Origin of the sequence: Providencia sneebia DSM 19967, assembly GCF_000314895.2 — a bacterium.
In the GTDB taxonomy this organism is placed as follows: domain Bacteria; phylum Pseudomonadota; class Gammaproteobacteria; order Enterobacterales; family Enterobacteriaceae; genus Providencia; species Providencia sneebia.
The window spans coordinates 1,318,574-1,334,927 of record NZ_CM001773.1 but is presented as its reverse complement, the minus strand read 5'-3'; the positions used below and the strand labels follow the sequence as shown (position 1 = coordinate 1,334,927).

Here is a 16,354-nt window from a genome sequence, read left to right as displayed (position 1 = left end):
TAATCATTCATTATAAAATGAACCAATACATTTTTAATTACCCAAGTTCCAGTTAAGACATATGACTATCTGGTAGAAAAAATAATTAGGCAGTACAAATGTCAAAAATACAATCAATCGCCATTAATCAGCAACACAACACCCCGAATTATGGCAATATCACCATTGTATTTAGACATGTTCGCCCCAATGTCTTATTGCTAGTTATCTTATAATTGACGAAATCTCTAGTTCTCGAAGAAGTACTGTTTTCCGTACGAACTTGTACAGCTGATTTTAGAAAACTGGCAAATTATTTTAAATATTGACTTTAACCTTGCTTTTTAAGGAAAAATTATGCGAGTTCCACGCATTTATCACCCTGAACCACTAAAAATTAATACAACTATTTCTCTTGATGATGATGCGGCTAATCATGTGGGACGCGTACTTCGCATGAAATCAGGTCAAATGCTGGAGCTATTTGATGGCAGTAACCATGTATTTAGTGGTGAAATCACAGAAGCAACCAAAAAACATATTTCAGTGTTTATTGTTAACTCACAACTTAATGATAGAGAATCTCCTCTTGATTTACATCTAGGGCAAGTCATGTCCCGAGGTGAAAAAATGGAGTTTACTATCCAAAAATCAGTTGAGTTGGGTGTTAATACTATCACACCTTTATTATCAGAACGTTGCGGTGTTCGTCTCGATGCTGAACGACTCGAAAAAAAATTACAACAATGGCAAAAGATTGCTATTGCAGCTTGTGAGCAATGCGGCCGTAACCAAATTCCACTCATTCGGCCTATCCAATCTCTTGAAGCTTGGTGTGCTGAAGAAGATGAAGCTTTTAAGGTAAATTTACACCCAAGAGCCACACAAAGTATCAATACACTTCCCTCTGAATTAAATAAAGTGCGACTACTTATCGGCCCTGAAGGGGGGTTAAGTGAAGATGAAATCGCTATGACAGCAAAATATCAATTTACAGATATTCTGTTGGGGCCAAGAGTATTAAGAACAGAAACCACAGCGCTCACCGCAATCACAGCACTACAAGTGCGTTTTGGTGATCTAGGCTAAGGAGAAAAAATGATCAAGCTCGGTATAGTAATGGATCCTATTTCATCCATTAAAATCAAGAAAGACACTAGTTTTGCTATGATGCTGGAAGCTCAACGTCGTGGTTATCAAATTCATTATATGGAGATGAATGATCTCTATTTACATCAAGGTGAAGCTCGCGCAACAACCAAAATTATCACTGTCGAAGAAAATCCTAATAAATGGTATGAATTTCACAGTGAACAAGATATTGCGCTTGGTGATCTAGATGCCATTTTAATGCGCAAAGATCCCCCATTTGATACTGAATTTATCTATGCGACCTATATTCTTGAAAGAGCGGAAGAAGCTGGCGCACTTATCGTTAACAAACCACAAAGCTTACGCGACTGTAACGAAAAGCTCTTTACAGCTTGGTTCCCTGAATTAACGCCAGATACTTTGGTTACACGTAATGCAAAACAATTGCGCGCATTCCACCAACAACATGGTGATGTGATTTTCAAACCACTTGATGGCATGGGCGGCGCTTCTATTTTCCGCTTAAAACAAGATGATCCTAACGTGGGTGTTATTATTGAAACACTCACTGAACACGGCTCTCGTTTTTGCATGGCACAAAATTATCTCCCTGCAATTAAAGAAGGTGATAAACGCGTTCTCGTCGTTAATGGTGAACCCGTTCCTTATTGCCTTGCGCGTATTCCTGCACAAGGGGAAACTCGTGGTAATTTAGCTGCGGGTGGACGTGGTGAAGCGCGTCCACTGAGTGAGAGTGATTGGGCTATTGCACGTGCTGTTGCACCAACACTTAAAGAAAAAGGCTTATATTTTGTCGGCCTTGATATCATTGGCGATAGATTAACTGAAATTAATGTGACTAGCCCAACTTGTGCCCGTGAAATTGAAGCAACTTTTGATATTTCTATCACTGGTATGCTGATGGATGCTATTGAGCAAGATATTAAAAAATAATGTAACATCTTGAGAAAAGGTGTATTTACGCCCTTTCTCAAGAAACAAAAACGGATAAATATTATTGATATTCATCTGGATCATTTCCTACATAGAGCTAAATAGAGCTGAAATTTATGAATTTACAAAATCATTTTTTGATAGCGATGCCTTCTTTAACAGATCCCTATTTTGAACACTCTGTTGTTTATGTCTGTGAACATAACGAAAAAGGGGCAATGGGAATTGTTATCAATAAACCAATAGATGATTTTTCGGTAAGCACTATGCTCGGAAAATTAGATATTCCCATTTCAACGAAAACCAATGAGCATAATCTCATTAAACCTGTCATTGCTGGTGGTCCTGTTGCAGAAGAGCATGGTTTTATCATCCATACGCCAGTACAAGGTTTTGCTTCAAGCTTGCATCTAAACGAACATATGATGGTCACGACATCAAAAGATATCCTCGAAACACTTGCGAGCGAACATCACCCAGAACAATCATTAGTTGCTTTAGGGTATGCCAGCTGGAAACCTGGGCAATTAGAAAGCGAAATAATGGAAAATAGCTGGCTAACTGTTGAAGCTAATCCAGAACTGATTTTTAATACGCCAATCAAAGATAGGTGGACAGCTGCGGCTAACCTTTTAGGGGTTAATATTCAAACCATTTCGATGCAAGCAGGTCACGCATAATGTCAGGTAGAACACTTCTCGCCTTTGATTTTGGCACAAAAAGTATCGGCGTGGCTATTGGTCAAGAAATTACAGGGACAGCGCGTTCTTTGACATCATTAAAAGCCCATGATGGCAGACCTGATTGGTCACAAATAGAAAAATTACTCAAAGAGTGGCAACCCCAGTTAGTCATTGTGGGATTACCCCTGAATATGGATGGTACTGAGCAATTAGTCACCAGCCAAGCACGTAATTTTGCTAACCGTATTCACGGGCGATTTGGCGTCAAAGTTGAGCTTCATGATGAACGACTTTCTACTGTAGAAGCCAAAGCAGGTCTCTTTGAACGTGGCGGTTATCGCGCACTCAGTAAAGGAAAAGTGGATTCTGCCTCTGCCGTCATCATTCTTGAAAGTTGGTTTGAGCAACATAGTTAAAGAAAACTATCATGTTTCTTGATCTTATTTTGTCAATCCATGTATGCAGAGGTGCCGTTATCTCGCAATATGCTTTACACTATGGGCATTGTTGATTATCAACCTAGTCTTATTGAATAACATCATGACCATTCAAAATAATATCTCTAATGTAAAAACGCGTATTGAACAAGCGGCTAAACAATGCCAGCGCTCGCCACAAGATATTACATTGCTTGCGGTTAGCAAAACGAAACCTTGTGAAGCAATTTTGGAAGCAATTGCCGCAGGCCAACGCCAATTTGGTGAGAATTATGTGCAAGAAGGCGTTGAAAAAATTCAATATTTCGCCGATAAATACCCACTTACTTGGCATTTTATTGGTCCACTTCAATCTAACAAAAGCCGGCTAGTTGCTGAACATTTTGACTGGTTCCACACCCTTGATCGCGTCAAAATAGCGCAACGTTTAAATGATCAACGCCCTAATGATAAAGCCCCTCTGAATGTTCTCATCCAGATCAACATCAGTGATGAGAATAGCAAATCGGGCATAAAACTCGAACAGCTCGATGAACTGGCTCATCAAGTTAGTCAAATGCCAAACCTAATATTACGTGGTCTAATGACCATTCCCGCACCAGAAACTCACTATGAACGCCAATGTGCTGCCTTTCATCAAATGGAGCAAGCGTATCAGCAATTGCAAACTCATTATCCTACTGTAGATACCCTTTCTATGGGCATGACAGATGATATGGAAGCTGCCATTCATTGCGGTTCAACGCTTGTTCGTATTGGAACGGCTATTTTTGGTGCTCGTGATTACACCAAATCGTAAGGAGAACCGCATGCAACATCGTAAAATTGCTTTTATTGGTGCTGGAAATATGGCTAATGCAATTATCGCGGGATTAGTTAGCCATGGATATCCGGCCTCAATGATCACAGTTTGTTCACCAACACCAATACGCCGCGATAAAATAGCACAGCAGTATGGTGTGATTAGTAGCAGCGATAATTTAGCCGCAGCGACTCAAGCTGAAGTGATTGTCCTTGCAGTAAAACCGCAAATGATGAAAGAGGTTTGCGAGCCTTTGCAAACAGCCGTTGATTTTAGCCAAAAGCTCGTACTCACTATTGCTGCTGGTATTCCTACACAACGTTATCACGAATATTTGGCACAACCTTTGCGACTTATTCGCATTATGCCAAATACCCCGTCTTTGGTTGGAAAAGGTGTTAGCGGTTTATTTGCTGACTCGAATATCAATGCCGAAGATAAACAATTTGCAGAACAGCTAATGCTTAGTGTTGGTTCAACCATTTGGTGTGAAAAAGAGCACGAAATTAACAATATTATTGCAGTTACAGGCAGCTCACCCGCCTATTTCTTTTTGTTTATGGAGTCCATGCAACAAGAAGCAGAAAAACTAGGTTACACACCCGAACAAGCACGCGCATTAGTTTTAAATGCCGCTGAAGGTGCGATTGAATTAGCAAAATCGCAAAACGATACTCCATTTGCTACATTACGTGAGCAAGTCACCTCTAAAGGTGGAACAACAGCAATGGCATTAGCACAATTTTATGACCACAACCTTCCGCAGATAGTCGCCAAAGCCATGCAAAGTGCGATTGATCGAGCGGAAGAAATGGAAAAACTTTTTTAATTAACAACGGGACTTGACATGCAGACCTTACTTTTCGTGGTTACAACCATCATTCAGCTTTATGTTTTTATTTTATTATTGCGTGTCTGGATGCAATGTGTGCGAGCAGACTTTTATAATCCCTTTTCTCAATTTGTGGTTAAAATTACTCAACCAATAGTGGGTCCATTACGCCGTGCTATTCCCGCGATTGGTCCAGTTGATACTGCAACAATGATTGTGGCGTTTGTCTTAACAATCGCCAATATTGTTTTTTGCTTATGGGCAACGAATACCTTACCTATTCTAGGTATTAGCATCGTGCCGATCGGTATTATTTTACTTCTAACTTATATCGGTAAATTGATTTTCTGGATGATCCTTGTCAGAGCAATCCTCAGTTGGGTCAGCCAAGGCCGTAACCCTATCGATTTTCTGCTATATCAATTAACTGAACCATTAATGGCCCCTATCCGCCGTATTATTCCTGCAATGGGTGGATTAGATTTCTCCGCTATGATTGTGATGTTTATTTTGATTGCTTTGAATTATCTACGCTTGGATGTCTCTGTCATGATTGACCAAACATTAACGAGCATTCTTTATTCTGTTGGTGTGATGTAAAAAAGGTTGTTAATCATGCAAAAAGTTGTTTTAGCGACCGGTAACCCCGGAAAGGTCAATGAACTTGCGGATCTCTTACGCGATTTTGGGATGGATATTATCGCCCAAACAACGCTAGGCGTTGAATCTGCGGAAGAGACAGGATTAACCTTTATTGAAAATGCCATTTTAAAGGCACGTCATGCCGCAGCACAAACGGGCTTACCTGCAATTGCTGACGATTCGGGTATTTCCGTTGATGCTCTCGGGGGAGCACCAGGCATTTACTCTGCCCGTTATGCAGGTGAAGATGCCAGTGACGAAGAGAATTTACATAAATTATTAGAAGCCATGAAATCTGTGCCTGATGGTCAACGTCAGGCGCAATTTAATTGTGTTCTTGTTTATCTAAAACATGCTAATGATCCAACACCATTAGTTTTTCATGGCCGCTGGCATGGTGTTATCACCCAGCAACCTTGTGGACAAGGCGGTTTTGGTTATGACCCCATATTTTATATTCCGGAATTAAATTGCACTTCAGCTGAATTAAGCAAATCTGAAAAACAAGCTATTTCACATCGAGGTAAAGCACTCGCTATGCTATTGGATGCACTCAAGAATGCTTAAGCTCCCTCCTCTTAGTTTGTATATTCATATTCCTTGGTGTGTACAAAAGTGCCCATATTGTGATTTCAATTCCCATACTCTCAAAGGAGAAATCCCACAACGAGAGTATGTTGAGCACTTATTGCAAGATTTAGATACTGATGCAGAGCTTGTTGGTGATCGCGTTGTCAAAACCATTTTTATTGGCGGAGGAACACCAAGTTTATTGAGTGCCGAATCAATGCAGATGTTGATGGATAGTGTACGTCAACGCATTAATCTCGATCCACAAGCCGAAATCACGATGGAAGCTAATCCGGGTACAGTCGAAGCAGACCGCTTTTCTGGTTACCAGAAAGCAGGCATAAACCGAATTTCTATTGGCGTACAAAGTTTTGGCAATGATAAATTGATCACTTTGGGGCGGATCCATGGTCCTGATGAAGCAAAACGCGCTGCGAAATTAGCCACCGAGCTTAATTTACGCAGCTTTAATTTAGATTTGATGCATGGGTTACCTTCACAAACGCAAAGTGAAGGCTTATCTGATTTACGACAAGCAATTGAATTATCACCTCCGCACTTATCTTGGTACCAATTAACTATTGAGCCAAATACCCAATTTGGATCGCGCCCGCCAACATTGCCTGATGATGATACTTTGTGGGAAATCTATTCCGAAGGCCATAAATTACTGACTGCCGCAGGTTATCAACAATATGAAACCTCGGCTTATGCAAAACCTGGCTATCAGTGTGAACATAATCTCAATTACTGGCGTTTTGGTGATTATCTAGGAATTGGCTGCGGCGCTCATGGAAAAATTTCATTTAATGATGGGCGAATAATTCGCACTATTAAGACTAAGCATCCACGAGGCTATATGGAAGGCCGCTACATGCAGCAATCCTATAATGTGGAAGCACAAGATCGCCCATTTGAATACTTTATGAACCGCTTGCGTCTATTAGAAGCAATGCCAAGAGCAGAGTTTAGTGAATTTACAGGGTTGGCAGAATCCACCGTTCGAGCACAAATAGATGAGGCGATCGCCAAAGGTTATATCACGCAAACAGAAACAGAATGGCAGATCACAGAACATGGCAAATTATTTCTCAATTCGCTATTAGAACTTTTCTTAGGCGAAGAATAACCTTCTTTTGCCACCCATTCAGTTCTATCATACTTACCGCTAATAAATAGCGGTAAGTAATCTCTAATTAATTACAGCGCGTTAGCAACCGCATTAACTTGTTCTGTCAGGCTCACTAAACCACCACCTGATAAATACCACAGGTCAGACTGAAGGTAAGTGATTTTGCCATCTTTATATGCTTTAGTTTCTTGGATATTTTTATCTTCAAAAATAGTTTTATCCAATTTACCTGCACCAATCGCTTCACTGCGGTCAACAATTAAAATCACGTCAGGGTTAGCTTGTGCGATAGTTTTCGTATCAACAACACGACGTTTAGATTTATCAGCGTCAGCTTGTGCTGGTAGCTCTGCTCGCTGCGCCTTCACGACATCATAGACAACACTTTGATTATTTGGGATTAAATTCCCATCATTGTGCATCAATACTAAAACTTTAGATTTAGATTCAGCCGCTTTTTTCTGCGCAGCAGCAATTGATTTGTCCAACTCAACAAGTTGTGCTTTAACATCTTGCTGATCACCATACAGCTCACCAATCAGATCAATATTTGCTTTGACTGAATCAAGATAGTTTTTGCTATCTGTACTTAAATTCACCGTTGGAGCAATCTTAGATAAATCATCATAAGATTTACCTTGGCGGCCTGTAATAATAATTAGATCAGGTTTCAATTCAGCCAATTTAGCTAAATCGGGTTGTTTCATGCCACCAGCATTTGCCATATCCGCAGGGATTTTTCCTTTGATATAAGCAGGTGCATTGCCCATTGGTAACGCAACGACTTTATCGCCAAGACCTAATTTTTGCATGGAATCATAAATACCAAAATCGAATAAAACGACTTTTTGCGGTTTTTTGCTGACTTCTGTTTCGCCAGAACGATGTTTGATACTGACTTTTCCGCCATTTTCTGCAACCACAGCATTAGGTGTAAATGCTGAAGATTCAGCACTAACAGCATAAGGTGTAGAAAATGCAAGTAAAGAAACAAGCACAGCAGGAATGAATTTTTTCATATTTAACAATACCATTAAGTCATTAAGCCAAACCCGCATTCTAGGGTTAGATATTACTCCGGTCAATCAAATAAGAATCAATTTCATTTGCATTTCTGTTAATGGTACAGATATCACATTTTTGGGATATTTAATGTTTTATAACCACAAATTAAACAAGGTATAAGCTGAATCAAAAGACTTAAATAGATGAGCGCAGCGAATAACGCTGCGGCTCATAAAGAAGGGAACAAATACTATTTTATCGAATTTAAAAGCGCGATACGTTGCTGTTCAAGTGAAGTCACTTTACTGCAAACCTGCTGACCAAATTGTTGGAAACTATTCTCTTGGTTTTTCCACTCAGACTCTAAATCTTTTTGTAGCCCACCAAGATTTCCTAATAAACCTTGCAATGCTTTTTGACTATCACCACCAGATAATAGCTGTTTACGCCCCATTTCATTAATACTGTCTTGTAACATGCCACCTAAACTATCATTGACTAGTTGTCGACCTTTTGTTTCAACTTCGCTCAATGCTTGATGATGAAAAGTAAAACCATCTTGGCGAGTTTCAATCACCTTATCTATTTGCTTATTAAGGTCTTTTTCAAGATTAGTTAAGCGTTTACGCACATTACTATCATCACCAATGACACGAATAACGACTTTATCGAGCGTATTTTTTGACGCTGATAATTTCTGCTGAGTTTCTTGTTTTATCCAAGGAATATCGCTACGAATAGCCGCTTGATAACTTATTGCCTGCTGTTTTTGAGCATCAGTCAATACAATATTTTTGCCATTCAATGTGATATCACCCGCTGGGGTAATATTTAAATCTCCACTGCGTCCAATCACTTGAACATTTGTTGAGGTCGCCAAGATATCGTCTTTTGGCGTGACTGAACATTTATAATCTGCGGCTTGGCTTGTCACACAAGTCAATAATGACAATGCAATTAATGTACAACGTAGCATGATAACTCCTATCATTGTTTTGTCTAAAAGACAGAACGACCCACTCGTTTTGATAACAATTCTAAAGCAGCGCACCCCACTAAGGAGTTACCTGCTGAATCTAATTCAGGTGCCCAAACCACAACAGAAAACTGATTCGGAACAACACAAACAATACCACCACCTACGCCCGATTTTCCGGGCATACCAATTCGAAACGCAAACTCCCCTGAGCCATCATACATACCACATGTCATCATCAAGGCATTTATTTGCCGTGATTGTAACGGAGTAATTATCGGTTCAATTGAACTTGAAGAGACCCCTTGTGATACAAGATAAGAGAAGCATCGAGCCAACTCTTCACAACTCATACTTAGAGAACAATAATGGAAGTAAGTTTCGAGAACAGTAAGAACATTATTCTCAAAATTACCAAAAGATTTCATCAAAAATGCGATAGCCGCATTACGGTTTGCATTTTCTAGCTCTGAGCGTGCAACCGTTAGGTCATAATTAATATCGGGTGTATCAGATAATTTTCGGACAAACTCTAACATTTGATGCTTAGGGGCACTTAAACGTGACTGCAACATATCCGTGATAACGATTGCTCCCGCATTAATAAAAGGATTTCGCGGGATACCTTTTTCCATCTCCAGTTGGATCAGTGAATTAAAAGGTAATCCAGAGGGTTCTTTACCTACTCGGCGCCATATTTCATCTTCTTCATAACGTGTCATGGCTAATGTTAAGCTAAGAACCTTAGATATTGATTGTATGGAAAAACGGGTCTGTGCATCACCAGCCGTAAACATCTGACCATCAGCTGTATTAACAGCAATACCTAAATGTTGAGGAGAAACATCTGCTAAGGCAGGAATATAATTAGCAACAGCTCCACGACCTACCAAAGGGCGCACCTGATCTAAAATCTCATTCAGCAATTGATTCGAAAATATGCTACTCATTGTACTTTTTTACCCCAGAAATAAAGGCATCCCTAAGGATGCCTTTAAACTGCAATTAGAACTTGTCTAAATCGTGAGAAAACGTGCTTAATTAAACTTATTCTTCCCACCAAACATCAAATAGCTCTGAAACAACAATATCTTTCATGCCTTTTGATTTTAACCAGTTTTCAACAATTGCACGATGTTCTTCTGTACATTTGCCGATTTGTTGCAAGCAGACAAGACCTTCCCAATTCATATAACCACTTGCTTCAAAAGCAAGTCCATTAGGTTCAATTGCTTCTGCAATCATGTCATCAACTGCACGATCAACTTCTTCAATTGGTGTGCCTTCTGCAAAGCTCCACTTAACGATAAAGCCTAATTCTTGAAACTCATCAATACGCATTTTTTTACGTAGACGACGACTGCGTTGTTGCTTAGCCATTATTTAGTCCTCTTAAACATTAAATCCCATACACCATGCCCCAACCGCTGGCCGCGTTTTTCAAATTTTGTTTCTGGTCGTGTTTCTGGACGAGGAACATAATCACCTGTTGCCGATACATTTTGATAGCCTTCGGCATTATTCATCACTTCAAGCATATGTTCCGCATAAGGCTCCCAGTCAGTCGCCATATGGAAAATACCACCTACCGCAAGTTTACTGCGGATTTTATTCGCAAAAGGTGTTTGTACAATCCGACGTTTGTTATGTTTTGCCTTATGCCAAGGATCTGGGAAAAATAGCTGCACCATTGATAAACTTTCATCAGGGATCATGCGGTCCAGCACTTCAATCGCATCGTGACACATAACACGCAAGTTAGTCACATCTTCTTCTTTAGCAGAAGCAAGACATGCACCGACACCAGGAGCGTGAACTTCAATTCCTAGGAAGTTTTTATTTGGGTTTTTCGCAGCCATTGTGACCAAAGATGCCCCCATCCCAAACCCAATCTCTAATACAACCGGGTTTTGGTTATTAAAAACGGCAGCAAAATCTAAAGGTTCGCCATTAAAATCGATCCCTTTTTCCGCCCATTCATTTTGTAATGCATCTTCTTGGCGTTGAGTTAATCGTCCTTGACGACGGACAAAACTGCGAACGCGGCGCATAACCCGCCCTTCTTCATTGTATTCAGGGGAGATGACGTTATTGATCATAATATAAAAATTCTAAGAATTAATTACCTAGTCAAGTAAATATGCCAAATAAAGTATGTGCTGACCGACATTTCCAGTCAGTTAATGAAACAACTAATTAAGCACTAATTATAAGCTTCACAATAGAAGAATAAGGAGTTTATCAAAACTCTACTAAGGTTGCAGGTGAAAAATGGATAACTTTACACTCTACAACACAATAAGCGATTTACAGCTCACTTTGTCTATGTTGCAATCCTTACTTATAACTCAATAAACCTGATCACCCCCATCATCATGCAAATTGTATCTAAAAATGAAACTGGCTTAAGTTTACCGAAAGATGACGGTAACCCAGAAAATTTCATAATATAATTTGTGTATGAAAAGGATAGGCGAATATAAAGACACAATGGAAGCTCAACAATTTTCTCATTCAGTACTGAATTGGTATCAAAAGTACGGCCGTAAAACATTGCCTTGGCAAAAAGAAAAAACGTCTTACCATGTTTGGCTTTCTGAAGTTATGCTCCAGCAAACTCAGGTCAGTACAGTTATCCCTTATTTTGAAAAATTTATTCAACGCTTTCCTGATGTCACTGCTTTAGCAAATGCACCTCTTGATGAAGTTTTACATCTTTGGACGGGTCTAGGTTACTATGCAAGAGCGCGTAATCTACATAAAGCCGCTAAAGTTATTGCAGAACAATATCAAGGACAATTTCCAACAACGTTCGATGACGTCGTTGGGCTTCCCGGCGTTGGTCGCTCAACTGCGGGTGCGATTTTATCATTATCCCAACAACAACATTACCCAATATTAGATGGCAATGTAAAACGTGTGCTTGCGCGTTGTTATGCCGTTGAAGGTTGGCCGGGCAAAAAAGAAGTTGAAAATCAACTTTGGGATATTAGCTCTCGTGTCACACCAAAAGAAGATGTGCAATTTTTTAATCAAGCCATGATGGATTTAGGCGCTATGGTGTGCACCCGCAGTAAACCCAAATGTGAACTATGCCCTTTAAATTTTGGTTGTATCGCTTATGCCAATCATTCTTGGCAATCTTATCCCGGCAAAAAACCGAAACAAAAAATCCCCGAAAAAACAGCTTGGTTTTTAATTTTGCAGCATGATGATTTGATCTGGCTTGAACAACGCCCACCATCTGGTATTTGGGGTGGCTTATTTGCCTTCCCTCAATTCGAAACAAAAGAGTTAATGAATGAATGGCTTGCTCACTCAGGTATTAAATATAGTGAGCCAGAACAATTAATTGCTTTTCGCCACACATTCAGCCATTTTCATCTGGATATCATTCCTGTTAAAGTGAGTATTCAGGCATTTACTTCAGTTATGGATGAAGGCAACGGTCTTTGGTATAACTTAAATCGCGGTGCAACAATTGGCCTAGCAGCTCCTGTTGAAAATTTATTGCAACAACTTGCTGTATCGCAAGCTCTTTGAGGAAAAAATAATGAGTAGAACGATTTTTTGTACTTTTTTACAACGTGATGCCGATGGACAAGATTTTCAGCTCTACCCAGGCGAATTAGGTAAACGTATTTTTAATGAAATATCGAAAGAAGCTTGGTCTCAATGGATGAAAAAACAAACTATGCTCATCAATGAGAAAAAGCTTAATACGATGAACCCTGAAGACCGTAAAATGTTGGAACAAGAAATGATCAAGTTCCTATTTGAAGGACACGATATTCATATCGATGGTTATACTCCTGAAAAATAATTGTTTGGTCTGCCTCTTTTTTGGTAGACCACTTATCACTTGAATTCAGTAGATTGTATGAAAAAACTGTTAACCCTGACCTTGCTAGTGCCACTTATTATCTCTTGCTCTAGCAAAAAAGAGTCTAATTTTAATCCTAATTATGTCAAAGACACCAACGGGTTCGATATTCTAATGGGGCAATTTGCCCATAATATTGAAAATATATGGGGAATAAATGAAATTCTCATTGCAGGCCCTAAAGACTATGTAAAATATACTGATGAATATCGTACTCGTAGCCATATCAATTTTGATGCAGGGATGATCACAGTAGAAACTATCTCGGCCATTGAACCTTCAAGCCATTTAAAAAAAGCTATCGTAACCACCTTACTTATGGGTGATGACCCAAATTCAATCGACCTTTATTCTGATATCAACAATATCCCCCACAGCAAAGAACCTTTTCTATTTGGGCAAGTGTTAGATAATACGGGTGAACCTGTACGTTGGGAATGGCGAGCGAATAAATTTGCTGATTATCTTATCAATAATAAATTACAACGCAGACAATCAGGTATGAATATTGTTTGGTCAGTTACCATACAACTGGTGCCTAACCATCTTGATAAACGCGCACACAAATATTTGCCTTATATTAAACAAGCTTCTGCTAAATACGGTATTGATGAAAGTTTAATACTTGCCATCATGCAAATAGAATCAAGTTTTAACCCTTATGCCGTTAGCCGCTCTGATGCGCTTGGCTTAATGCAAATTATGCCGAATACTGCGGGTAAAGATGTATTTCGTTCTCAAGGTAAATCTGGCGTCCCAAGTCGCAGTTATCTTTTTGATCCTGAAAAAAATATTGATACGGGTACAGCTTATCTTGCCATCTTACAAAATAGCTATTTAGGTGATATACAAAATCGCACCTCTCGCCGCTATGCTGTTATTACAGCTTATAATGGTGGTGCAGGTAGTGTATTACGTGTATTCCATAGCGATAAAAAACAAGCAGCACAGAAAATAAATAATTTAGAGCCCGGCGATGTATATGAAACATTATCAACTAAGCACCCTGCTGCTGAATCTCGTAATTATCTAATTAAGGTTAATAAAGCTCAGAAAAACTATAATCGCTAACCCAATACTTTTACCCAATAAAACACATGAATTCACTCTTTGTTTTCATGTGTTTTATTATTACACAGCAACAATAGTGCCAATAAATTCCTTTCAAAATTATATTTCAACTATATAAGAAACAAACAATTCCTAACGCCTAATTTTATTTTGTCTAACTGAACCTAAAAAACTCGCATTATTTGTAACTGCTACAACTTTTATAAAAATACGACTGACTTTCAAATTAATGAAATGGTAAAAACTGATTTTTTATTATTCACTTTGCTCAATCATTATCTAACATGTTGAAAAAAAGCGCATACAGTCGAAACTTTTACGAATGCGCCTTGACTAGCGTAAGGAAATCAGGTTTAATACGCCTCGTTGCCCGGATAGCTCAGTCGGTAGAGCAGGGGATTGAAAATCCCCGTGTCCTTGGTTCGATTCCGAGTCCGGGCACCACGCATTTATAACCCTCGCTTCGGCGGGGGTTTTTGCTTTCTATATCATTAACTTATTGGTTTATCAGTGAATTTCATCTTTCACCCATCACCGAATCTGCTTCACGGTGGTACAGAATGGTGGTACATTCATGAGCACGATGATACAGCCAACTAAGAACAAACACGGGGTTTATACCCTCAGAATGGCAGTGCCTGCCGACCTTAAAAACACCCTCGGAAAAGGTGAGCTTAAACGTTCACTGCAAACTAAAGACCTTGCAGAAGCAAAACGTAAAGCTCCAGCCGTCATTGCCTTAATGCAAGCTGAAATTGACGCGGCAAGAAGCACTCTGCACGCTGAGCAAGCTATTACCAAAGATGATATTGAACGCATAGCCTCAAGCTGGTTAACTTTTATCCTTCCACAGCCTGAGCTTATTAAAGAACGATACTTAGTCGCTTCCCTCTATGGTTTAGACCTGTCGCCTGAAAGTAGGATAATTCATTGTTATCTCGAAAAAAATGACGATTACCCTAACTACTCTGCTATGCCAGCCGATGATTTATTTAATTCTCCAGCTATCAGCGTCCCTGATGATTATCAGCAACGTGATATCGAGCTGCTCCAATTGCTCAGGCATGAATTAAAAGAGTCACTTGAACTAACGCCTGTTGAACTTACGCCAGCATGGAAAGTAAAGTTAGCATGGCGTTTAGCTGACTATAGAATGCAAGCTGCTGAAATGCACATACTTAACATTTTACCTAAATATGCTGCCACCGCTCAAGAAAAAGCCACTAAGCCCACAATCAGCTTTAGCGTAATGTTTGAACGCTATAAAGCACATGTCCGCTATGCAGAGCCGCGTGAAGCAGAAAAGCGGATTAAAGCCTACGAGACAGCCGTCAATCGCTTTGTGGAATTTATTGGTAGCAAACCAATAGAAGCGATTACAAAGCAAGATATGGCTGATTTTAGGCAACTCCTTGAACGGCTGCCATGCCGCCCTTCTAAAGATGTTAAAAAACTACCGTTAAAAGAGCAAGCAGAACTCAGCGGCGAAAAAATCAGCCCTCAAACGGTCAGAAACCAACTCATGGCCTTGTCGTCTATCTTTCGCTTAGCCACTGAGGATGAGCTTATATCAGAAAATCCTGTTAGCTTAATGCCTAAACGTAAACGGCAACGCCAAACTGCTAAAGAACTTGATTTTACTCGTGATGAAATCGACCTTATCTTTAACACTCCACTCTTTCGCGGTGAAGAATCGCCTCATGGCGCAATGGCCTACTGGGTGCCAATCATTCTGTATTATACAGGTGCCAGAGTTGAAGAAATTACTCAGCTCTATACTGAAAATATCATCAAGGATAGCGGCATTTATTGCATTCAAATCGAATCGACTGACGAACAATCAACAAAAACAGGGTTATCTCGTGTTGTGCCGCTTCACAGCCACATCATTGAGTTAGGCTTCCTTGAGTACGTCAAAAGCCGTGAGCACTATCTATTTACTGAACGAAAAACACCCTCGGGCAAGTCGTCTTATAATTTCCTTCGCTGGTGGGGCGGGTACATCCGAAGCCACGGCATCACCCGTAAAGAGATCAAACCGACTCATAGCTTTAGGCATACGTTTATCACACATTGCCGAAGCACCAACGCCAGAAAAGACATACAAAATGACATTACAGGTCATGCTCAAGAAGACGTTAGCGGTGGGTACGGCTCATACCCTATTGAAGCCAAGAAAGAGCTGATTCAAACGATACCTCGGTTAGAACTCCCCATACTAAATCTTTGGAATTCAGAAAGTTAAGTAAGGTATAGAACACAAGTGTTCCCTTACACCATCACCGAATAAAATGAT

General features: G+C 39.8%; 18 protein-coding genes and 1 tRNA gene. 14 read left to right on the top strand and 5 right to left on the bottom strand.

What is annotated here, in order from left to right; genetic code table 11:
* The first annotated feature begins 336 nt into the window (after window positions 1-336).
* The 9 genes from rsmE to hemW all read left to right on the top strand — a co-directional run bounded on the left by rsmE (window position 337) and on the right by hemW (window position 7,120).
* Entirely contained in the window at window positions 337-1,068 is a 732-nt protein-coding gene (gene rsmE, locus OO7_RS05305) for a 16S rRNA (uracil(1498)-N(3))-methyltransferase (RefSeq protein WP_008914938.1), read from the top strand.
* Window positions 1,069-1,077: 9 nt separating this feature from the next.
* A complete protein-coding gene (gene gshB / locus OO7_RS05300) occupies window positions 1,078-2,025 on the top strand; it encodes a glutathione synthase (RefSeq protein WP_008914937.1) in 948 nt (315 codons plus the stop codon).
* Between the two features lie 116 nt (window positions 2,026-2,141).
* The gene (locus OO7_RS05295; RefSeq protein WP_008914936.1) at window positions 2,142-2,705 is read left to right on the top strand and encodes a YqgE/AlgH family protein; all 564 of its coding nucleotides are present in this window, start codon (window positions 2,142-2,144) and stop codon (window positions 2,703-2,705) included.
* Window positions 2,705-3,124, top strand: a complete 420-nt coding sequence (gene ruvX / locus OO7_RS05290; protein WP_008914935.1) for a Holliday junction resolvase RuvX — start codon at window positions 2,705-2,707, stop codon at window positions 3,122-3,124. The genes OO7_RS05295 and ruvX overlap by 1 nt, the downstream gene beginning before the upstream one ends.
* A 124-nt stretch (window positions 3,125-3,248) precedes the next feature.
* A complete protein-coding gene (locus tag OO7_RS05285; protein WP_008914934.1) occupies window positions 3,249-3,944 on the top strand; it encodes a YggS family pyridoxal phosphate-dependent enzyme in 696 nt (231 codons plus the stop codon).
* A gap of 10 nt (window positions 3,945-3,954) precedes the next feature.
* Window positions 3,955-4,776: a pyrroline-5-carboxylate reductase gene (gene proC, locus OO7_RS05280; RefSeq protein ID WP_008914933.1), complete on the top strand. Its 822-nt coding sequence runs from the start codon at window positions 3,955-3,957 to the stop codon at window positions 4,774-4,776.
* A gap of 18 nt (window positions 4,777-4,794) precedes the next feature.
* The gene (locus tag OO7_RS05275) at window positions 4,795-5,379 is read left to right on the top strand and encodes a YggT family protein (protein WP_008914932.1); all 585 of its coding nucleotides are present in this window, start codon (window positions 4,795-4,797) and stop codon (window positions 5,377-5,379) included.
* 15 nt (window positions 5,380-5,394) lie between these two features.
* Window positions 5,395-5,988 (top strand): XTP/dITP diphosphatase, encoded by a 594-nt coding sequence (locus OO7_RS05270; RefSeq protein WP_008914931.1) that lies wholly within the window; start codon window positions 5,395-5,397, stop codon window positions 5,986-5,988.
* Window positions 5,981-7,120: a radical SAM family heme chaperone HemW gene (gene hemW, locus OO7_RS05265; RefSeq protein WP_008914930.1), complete on the top strand. Its 1,140-nt coding sequence runs from the start codon at window positions 5,981-5,983 to the stop codon at window positions 7,118-7,120. Before OO7_RS05270 ends, hemW begins: the two co-directional genes overlap by 8 nt.
* 71 nt (window positions 7,121-7,191) lie before the next feature.
* Here the strand turns inward: hemW and OO7_RS05260 are convergent, their stop codons facing one another.
* The 5 genes from OO7_RS05260 to trmB form a co-directional block, all read right to left on the bottom strand.
* A complete protein-coding gene (locus OO7_RS05260) occupies window positions 7,192-8,142 on the bottom strand; it encodes a siderophore ABC transporter substrate-binding protein (RefSeq protein WP_008914929.1) in 951 nt (316 codons plus the stop codon).
* A 236-nt stretch (window positions 8,143-8,378) separates the two neighbouring features.
* Window positions 8,379-9,104 (bottom strand): DUF2884 family protein, encoded by a 726-nt coding sequence (locus OO7_RS05255; protein WP_008914928.1) that lies wholly within the window; start codon window positions 9,102-9,104, stop codon window positions 8,379-8,381.
* A 23-nt stretch (window positions 9,105-9,127) separates the two neighbouring features.
* Entirely contained in the window at window positions 9,128-10,054 is a 927-nt protein-coding gene (glsB, locus tag OO7_RS05250; RefSeq protein WP_008914927.1) for a glutaminase B, read from the bottom strand.
* Between the two features lie 97 nt (window positions 10,055-10,151).
* Window positions 10,152-10,484: a YggL family protein gene (locus OO7_RS05245; protein WP_008914926.1), complete on the bottom strand. Its 333-nt coding sequence runs from the start codon at window positions 10,482-10,484 to the stop codon at window positions 10,152-10,154.
* Complete coding sequence (gene trmB, locus OO7_RS05240; protein ID WP_008914925.1) at window positions 10,484-11,203, bottom strand: tRNA (guanosine(46)-N7)-methyltransferase TrmB; 720 nt, start codon at window positions 11,201-11,203, stop codon at window positions 10,484-10,486. Before trmB ends, OO7_RS05245 begins: the two co-directional genes overlap by 1 nt.
* 391 nt (window positions 11,204-11,594) lie before the next feature.
* On the opposite strand from trmB, the gene mutY reads away from it, so the two are divergent.
* The 5 genes from mutY (at window position 11,595) to OO7_RS05215 (ending at window position 16,303) form a co-directional block, all read left to right on the top strand.
* A complete protein-coding gene (mutY, locus tag OO7_RS05235; protein ID WP_008914924.1) occupies window positions 11,595-12,647 on the top strand; it encodes an A/G-specific adenine glycosylase in 1,053 nt (350 codons plus the stop codon).
* 10 nt (window positions 12,648-12,657) lie between these two features.
* Window positions 12,658-12,927 (top strand): oxidative damage protection protein, encoded by a 270-nt coding sequence (locus OO7_RS05230; RefSeq protein ID WP_008914923.1) that lies wholly within the window; start codon window positions 12,658-12,660, stop codon window positions 12,925-12,927.
* Between the two features lie 57 nt (window positions 12,928-12,984).
* Window positions 12,985-14,058 (top strand): membrane-bound lytic murein transglycosylase MltC, encoded by a 1,074-nt coding sequence (gene mltC / locus OO7_RS05225; RefSeq protein ID WP_008914922.1) that lies wholly within the window; start codon window positions 12,985-12,987, stop codon window positions 14,056-14,058.
* 368 nt (window positions 14,059-14,426) lie between these two features.
* Window positions 14,427-14,502: transfer RNA gene (locus tag OO7_RS05220), tRNA-Phe, on the top strand.
* A 130-nt stretch (window positions 14,503-14,632) separates the two neighbouring features.
* Window positions 14,633-16,303 (top strand): site-specific integrase, encoded by a 1,671-nt coding sequence (locus tag OO7_RS05215; protein WP_083928973.1) that lies wholly within the window; start codon window positions 14,633-14,635, stop codon window positions 16,301-16,303.
* Window positions 16,304-16,354: the final 51 nt, after the last annotated feature.

What these genes read in the sequence shown, in the direction of transcription:
- rsmE (WP_008914938.1), top strand. Translation starts at nt 337, where the DNA reads ATGCGAGTTCCACGCATTTATCACCCTGAACCACTAAAAATTAATACA.
- gshB (WP_008914937.1), top strand. Translation starts at nt 1,078, where the DNA reads ATGATCAAGCTCGGTATAGTAATGGATCCTATTTCATCCATTAAAATC.
- OO7_RS05295 (WP_008914936.1), top strand. Translation starts at nt 2,142, where the DNA reads ATGAATTTACAAAATCATTTTTTGATAGCGATGCCTTCTTTAACAGAT.
- ruvX (WP_008914935.1), top strand. Translation starts at nt 2,705, where the DNA reads ATGTCAGGTAGAACACTTCTCGCCTTTGATTTTGGCACAAAAAGTATC.
- OO7_RS05285 (WP_008914934.1), top strand. Translation starts at nt 3,249, where the DNA reads ATGACCATTCAAAATAATATCTCTAATGTAAAAACGCGTATTGAACAA.
- proC (WP_008914933.1), top strand. Translation starts at nt 3,955, where the DNA reads ATGCAACATCGTAAAATTGCTTTTATTGGTGCTGGAAATATGGCTAAT.
- OO7_RS05275 (WP_008914932.1), top strand. Translation starts at nt 4,795, where the DNA reads ATGCAGACCTTACTTTTCGTGGTTACAACCATCATTCAGCTTTATGTT.
- OO7_RS05270 (WP_008914931.1), top strand. Translation starts at nt 5,395, where the DNA reads ATGCAAAAAGTTGTTTTAGCGACCGGTAACCCCGGAAAGGTCAATGAA.
- hemW (WP_008914930.1), top strand. Translation starts at nt 5,981, where the DNA reads ATGCTTAAGCTCCCTCCTCTTAGTTTGTATATTCATATTCCTTGGTGT.
- OO7_RS05260 (WP_008914929.1), bottom strand. Translation starts at nt 8,142, where the DNA reads ATGAAAAAATTCATTCCTGCTGTGCTTGTTTCTTTACTTGCATTTTCT.
- OO7_RS05255 (WP_008914928.1), bottom strand. Translation starts at nt 9,104, where the DNA reads ATGCTACGTTGTACATTAATTGCATTGTCATTATTGACTTGTGTGACA.
- glsB (WP_008914927.1), bottom strand. Translation starts at nt 10,054, where the DNA reads ATGAGTAGCATATTTTCGAATCAATTGCTGAATGAGATTTTAGATCAG.
- OO7_RS05245 (WP_008914926.1), bottom strand. Translation starts at nt 10,484, where the DNA reads ATGGCTAAGCAACAACGCAGTCGTCGTCTACGTAAAAAAATGCGTATT.
- trmB (WP_008914925.1), bottom strand. Translation starts at nt 11,203, where the DNA reads ATGATCAATAACGTCATCTCCCCTGAATACAATGAAGAAGGGCGGGTT.
- mutY (WP_008914924.1), top strand. Translation starts at nt 11,595, where the DNA reads ATGGAAGCTCAACAATTTTCTCATTCAGTACTGAATTGGTATCAAAAG.
- OO7_RS05230 (WP_008914923.1), top strand. Translation starts at nt 12,658, where the DNA reads ATGAGTAGAACGATTTTTTGTACTTTTTTACAACGTGATGCCGATGGA.
- mltC (WP_008914922.1), top strand. Translation starts at nt 12,985, where the DNA reads ATGAAAAAACTGTTAACCCTGACCTTGCTAGTGCCACTTATTATCTCT.
- OO7_RS05215 (WP_083928973.1), top strand. Translation starts at nt 14,633, where the DNA reads ATGAGCACGATGATACAGCCAACTAAGAACAAACACGGGGTTTATACC.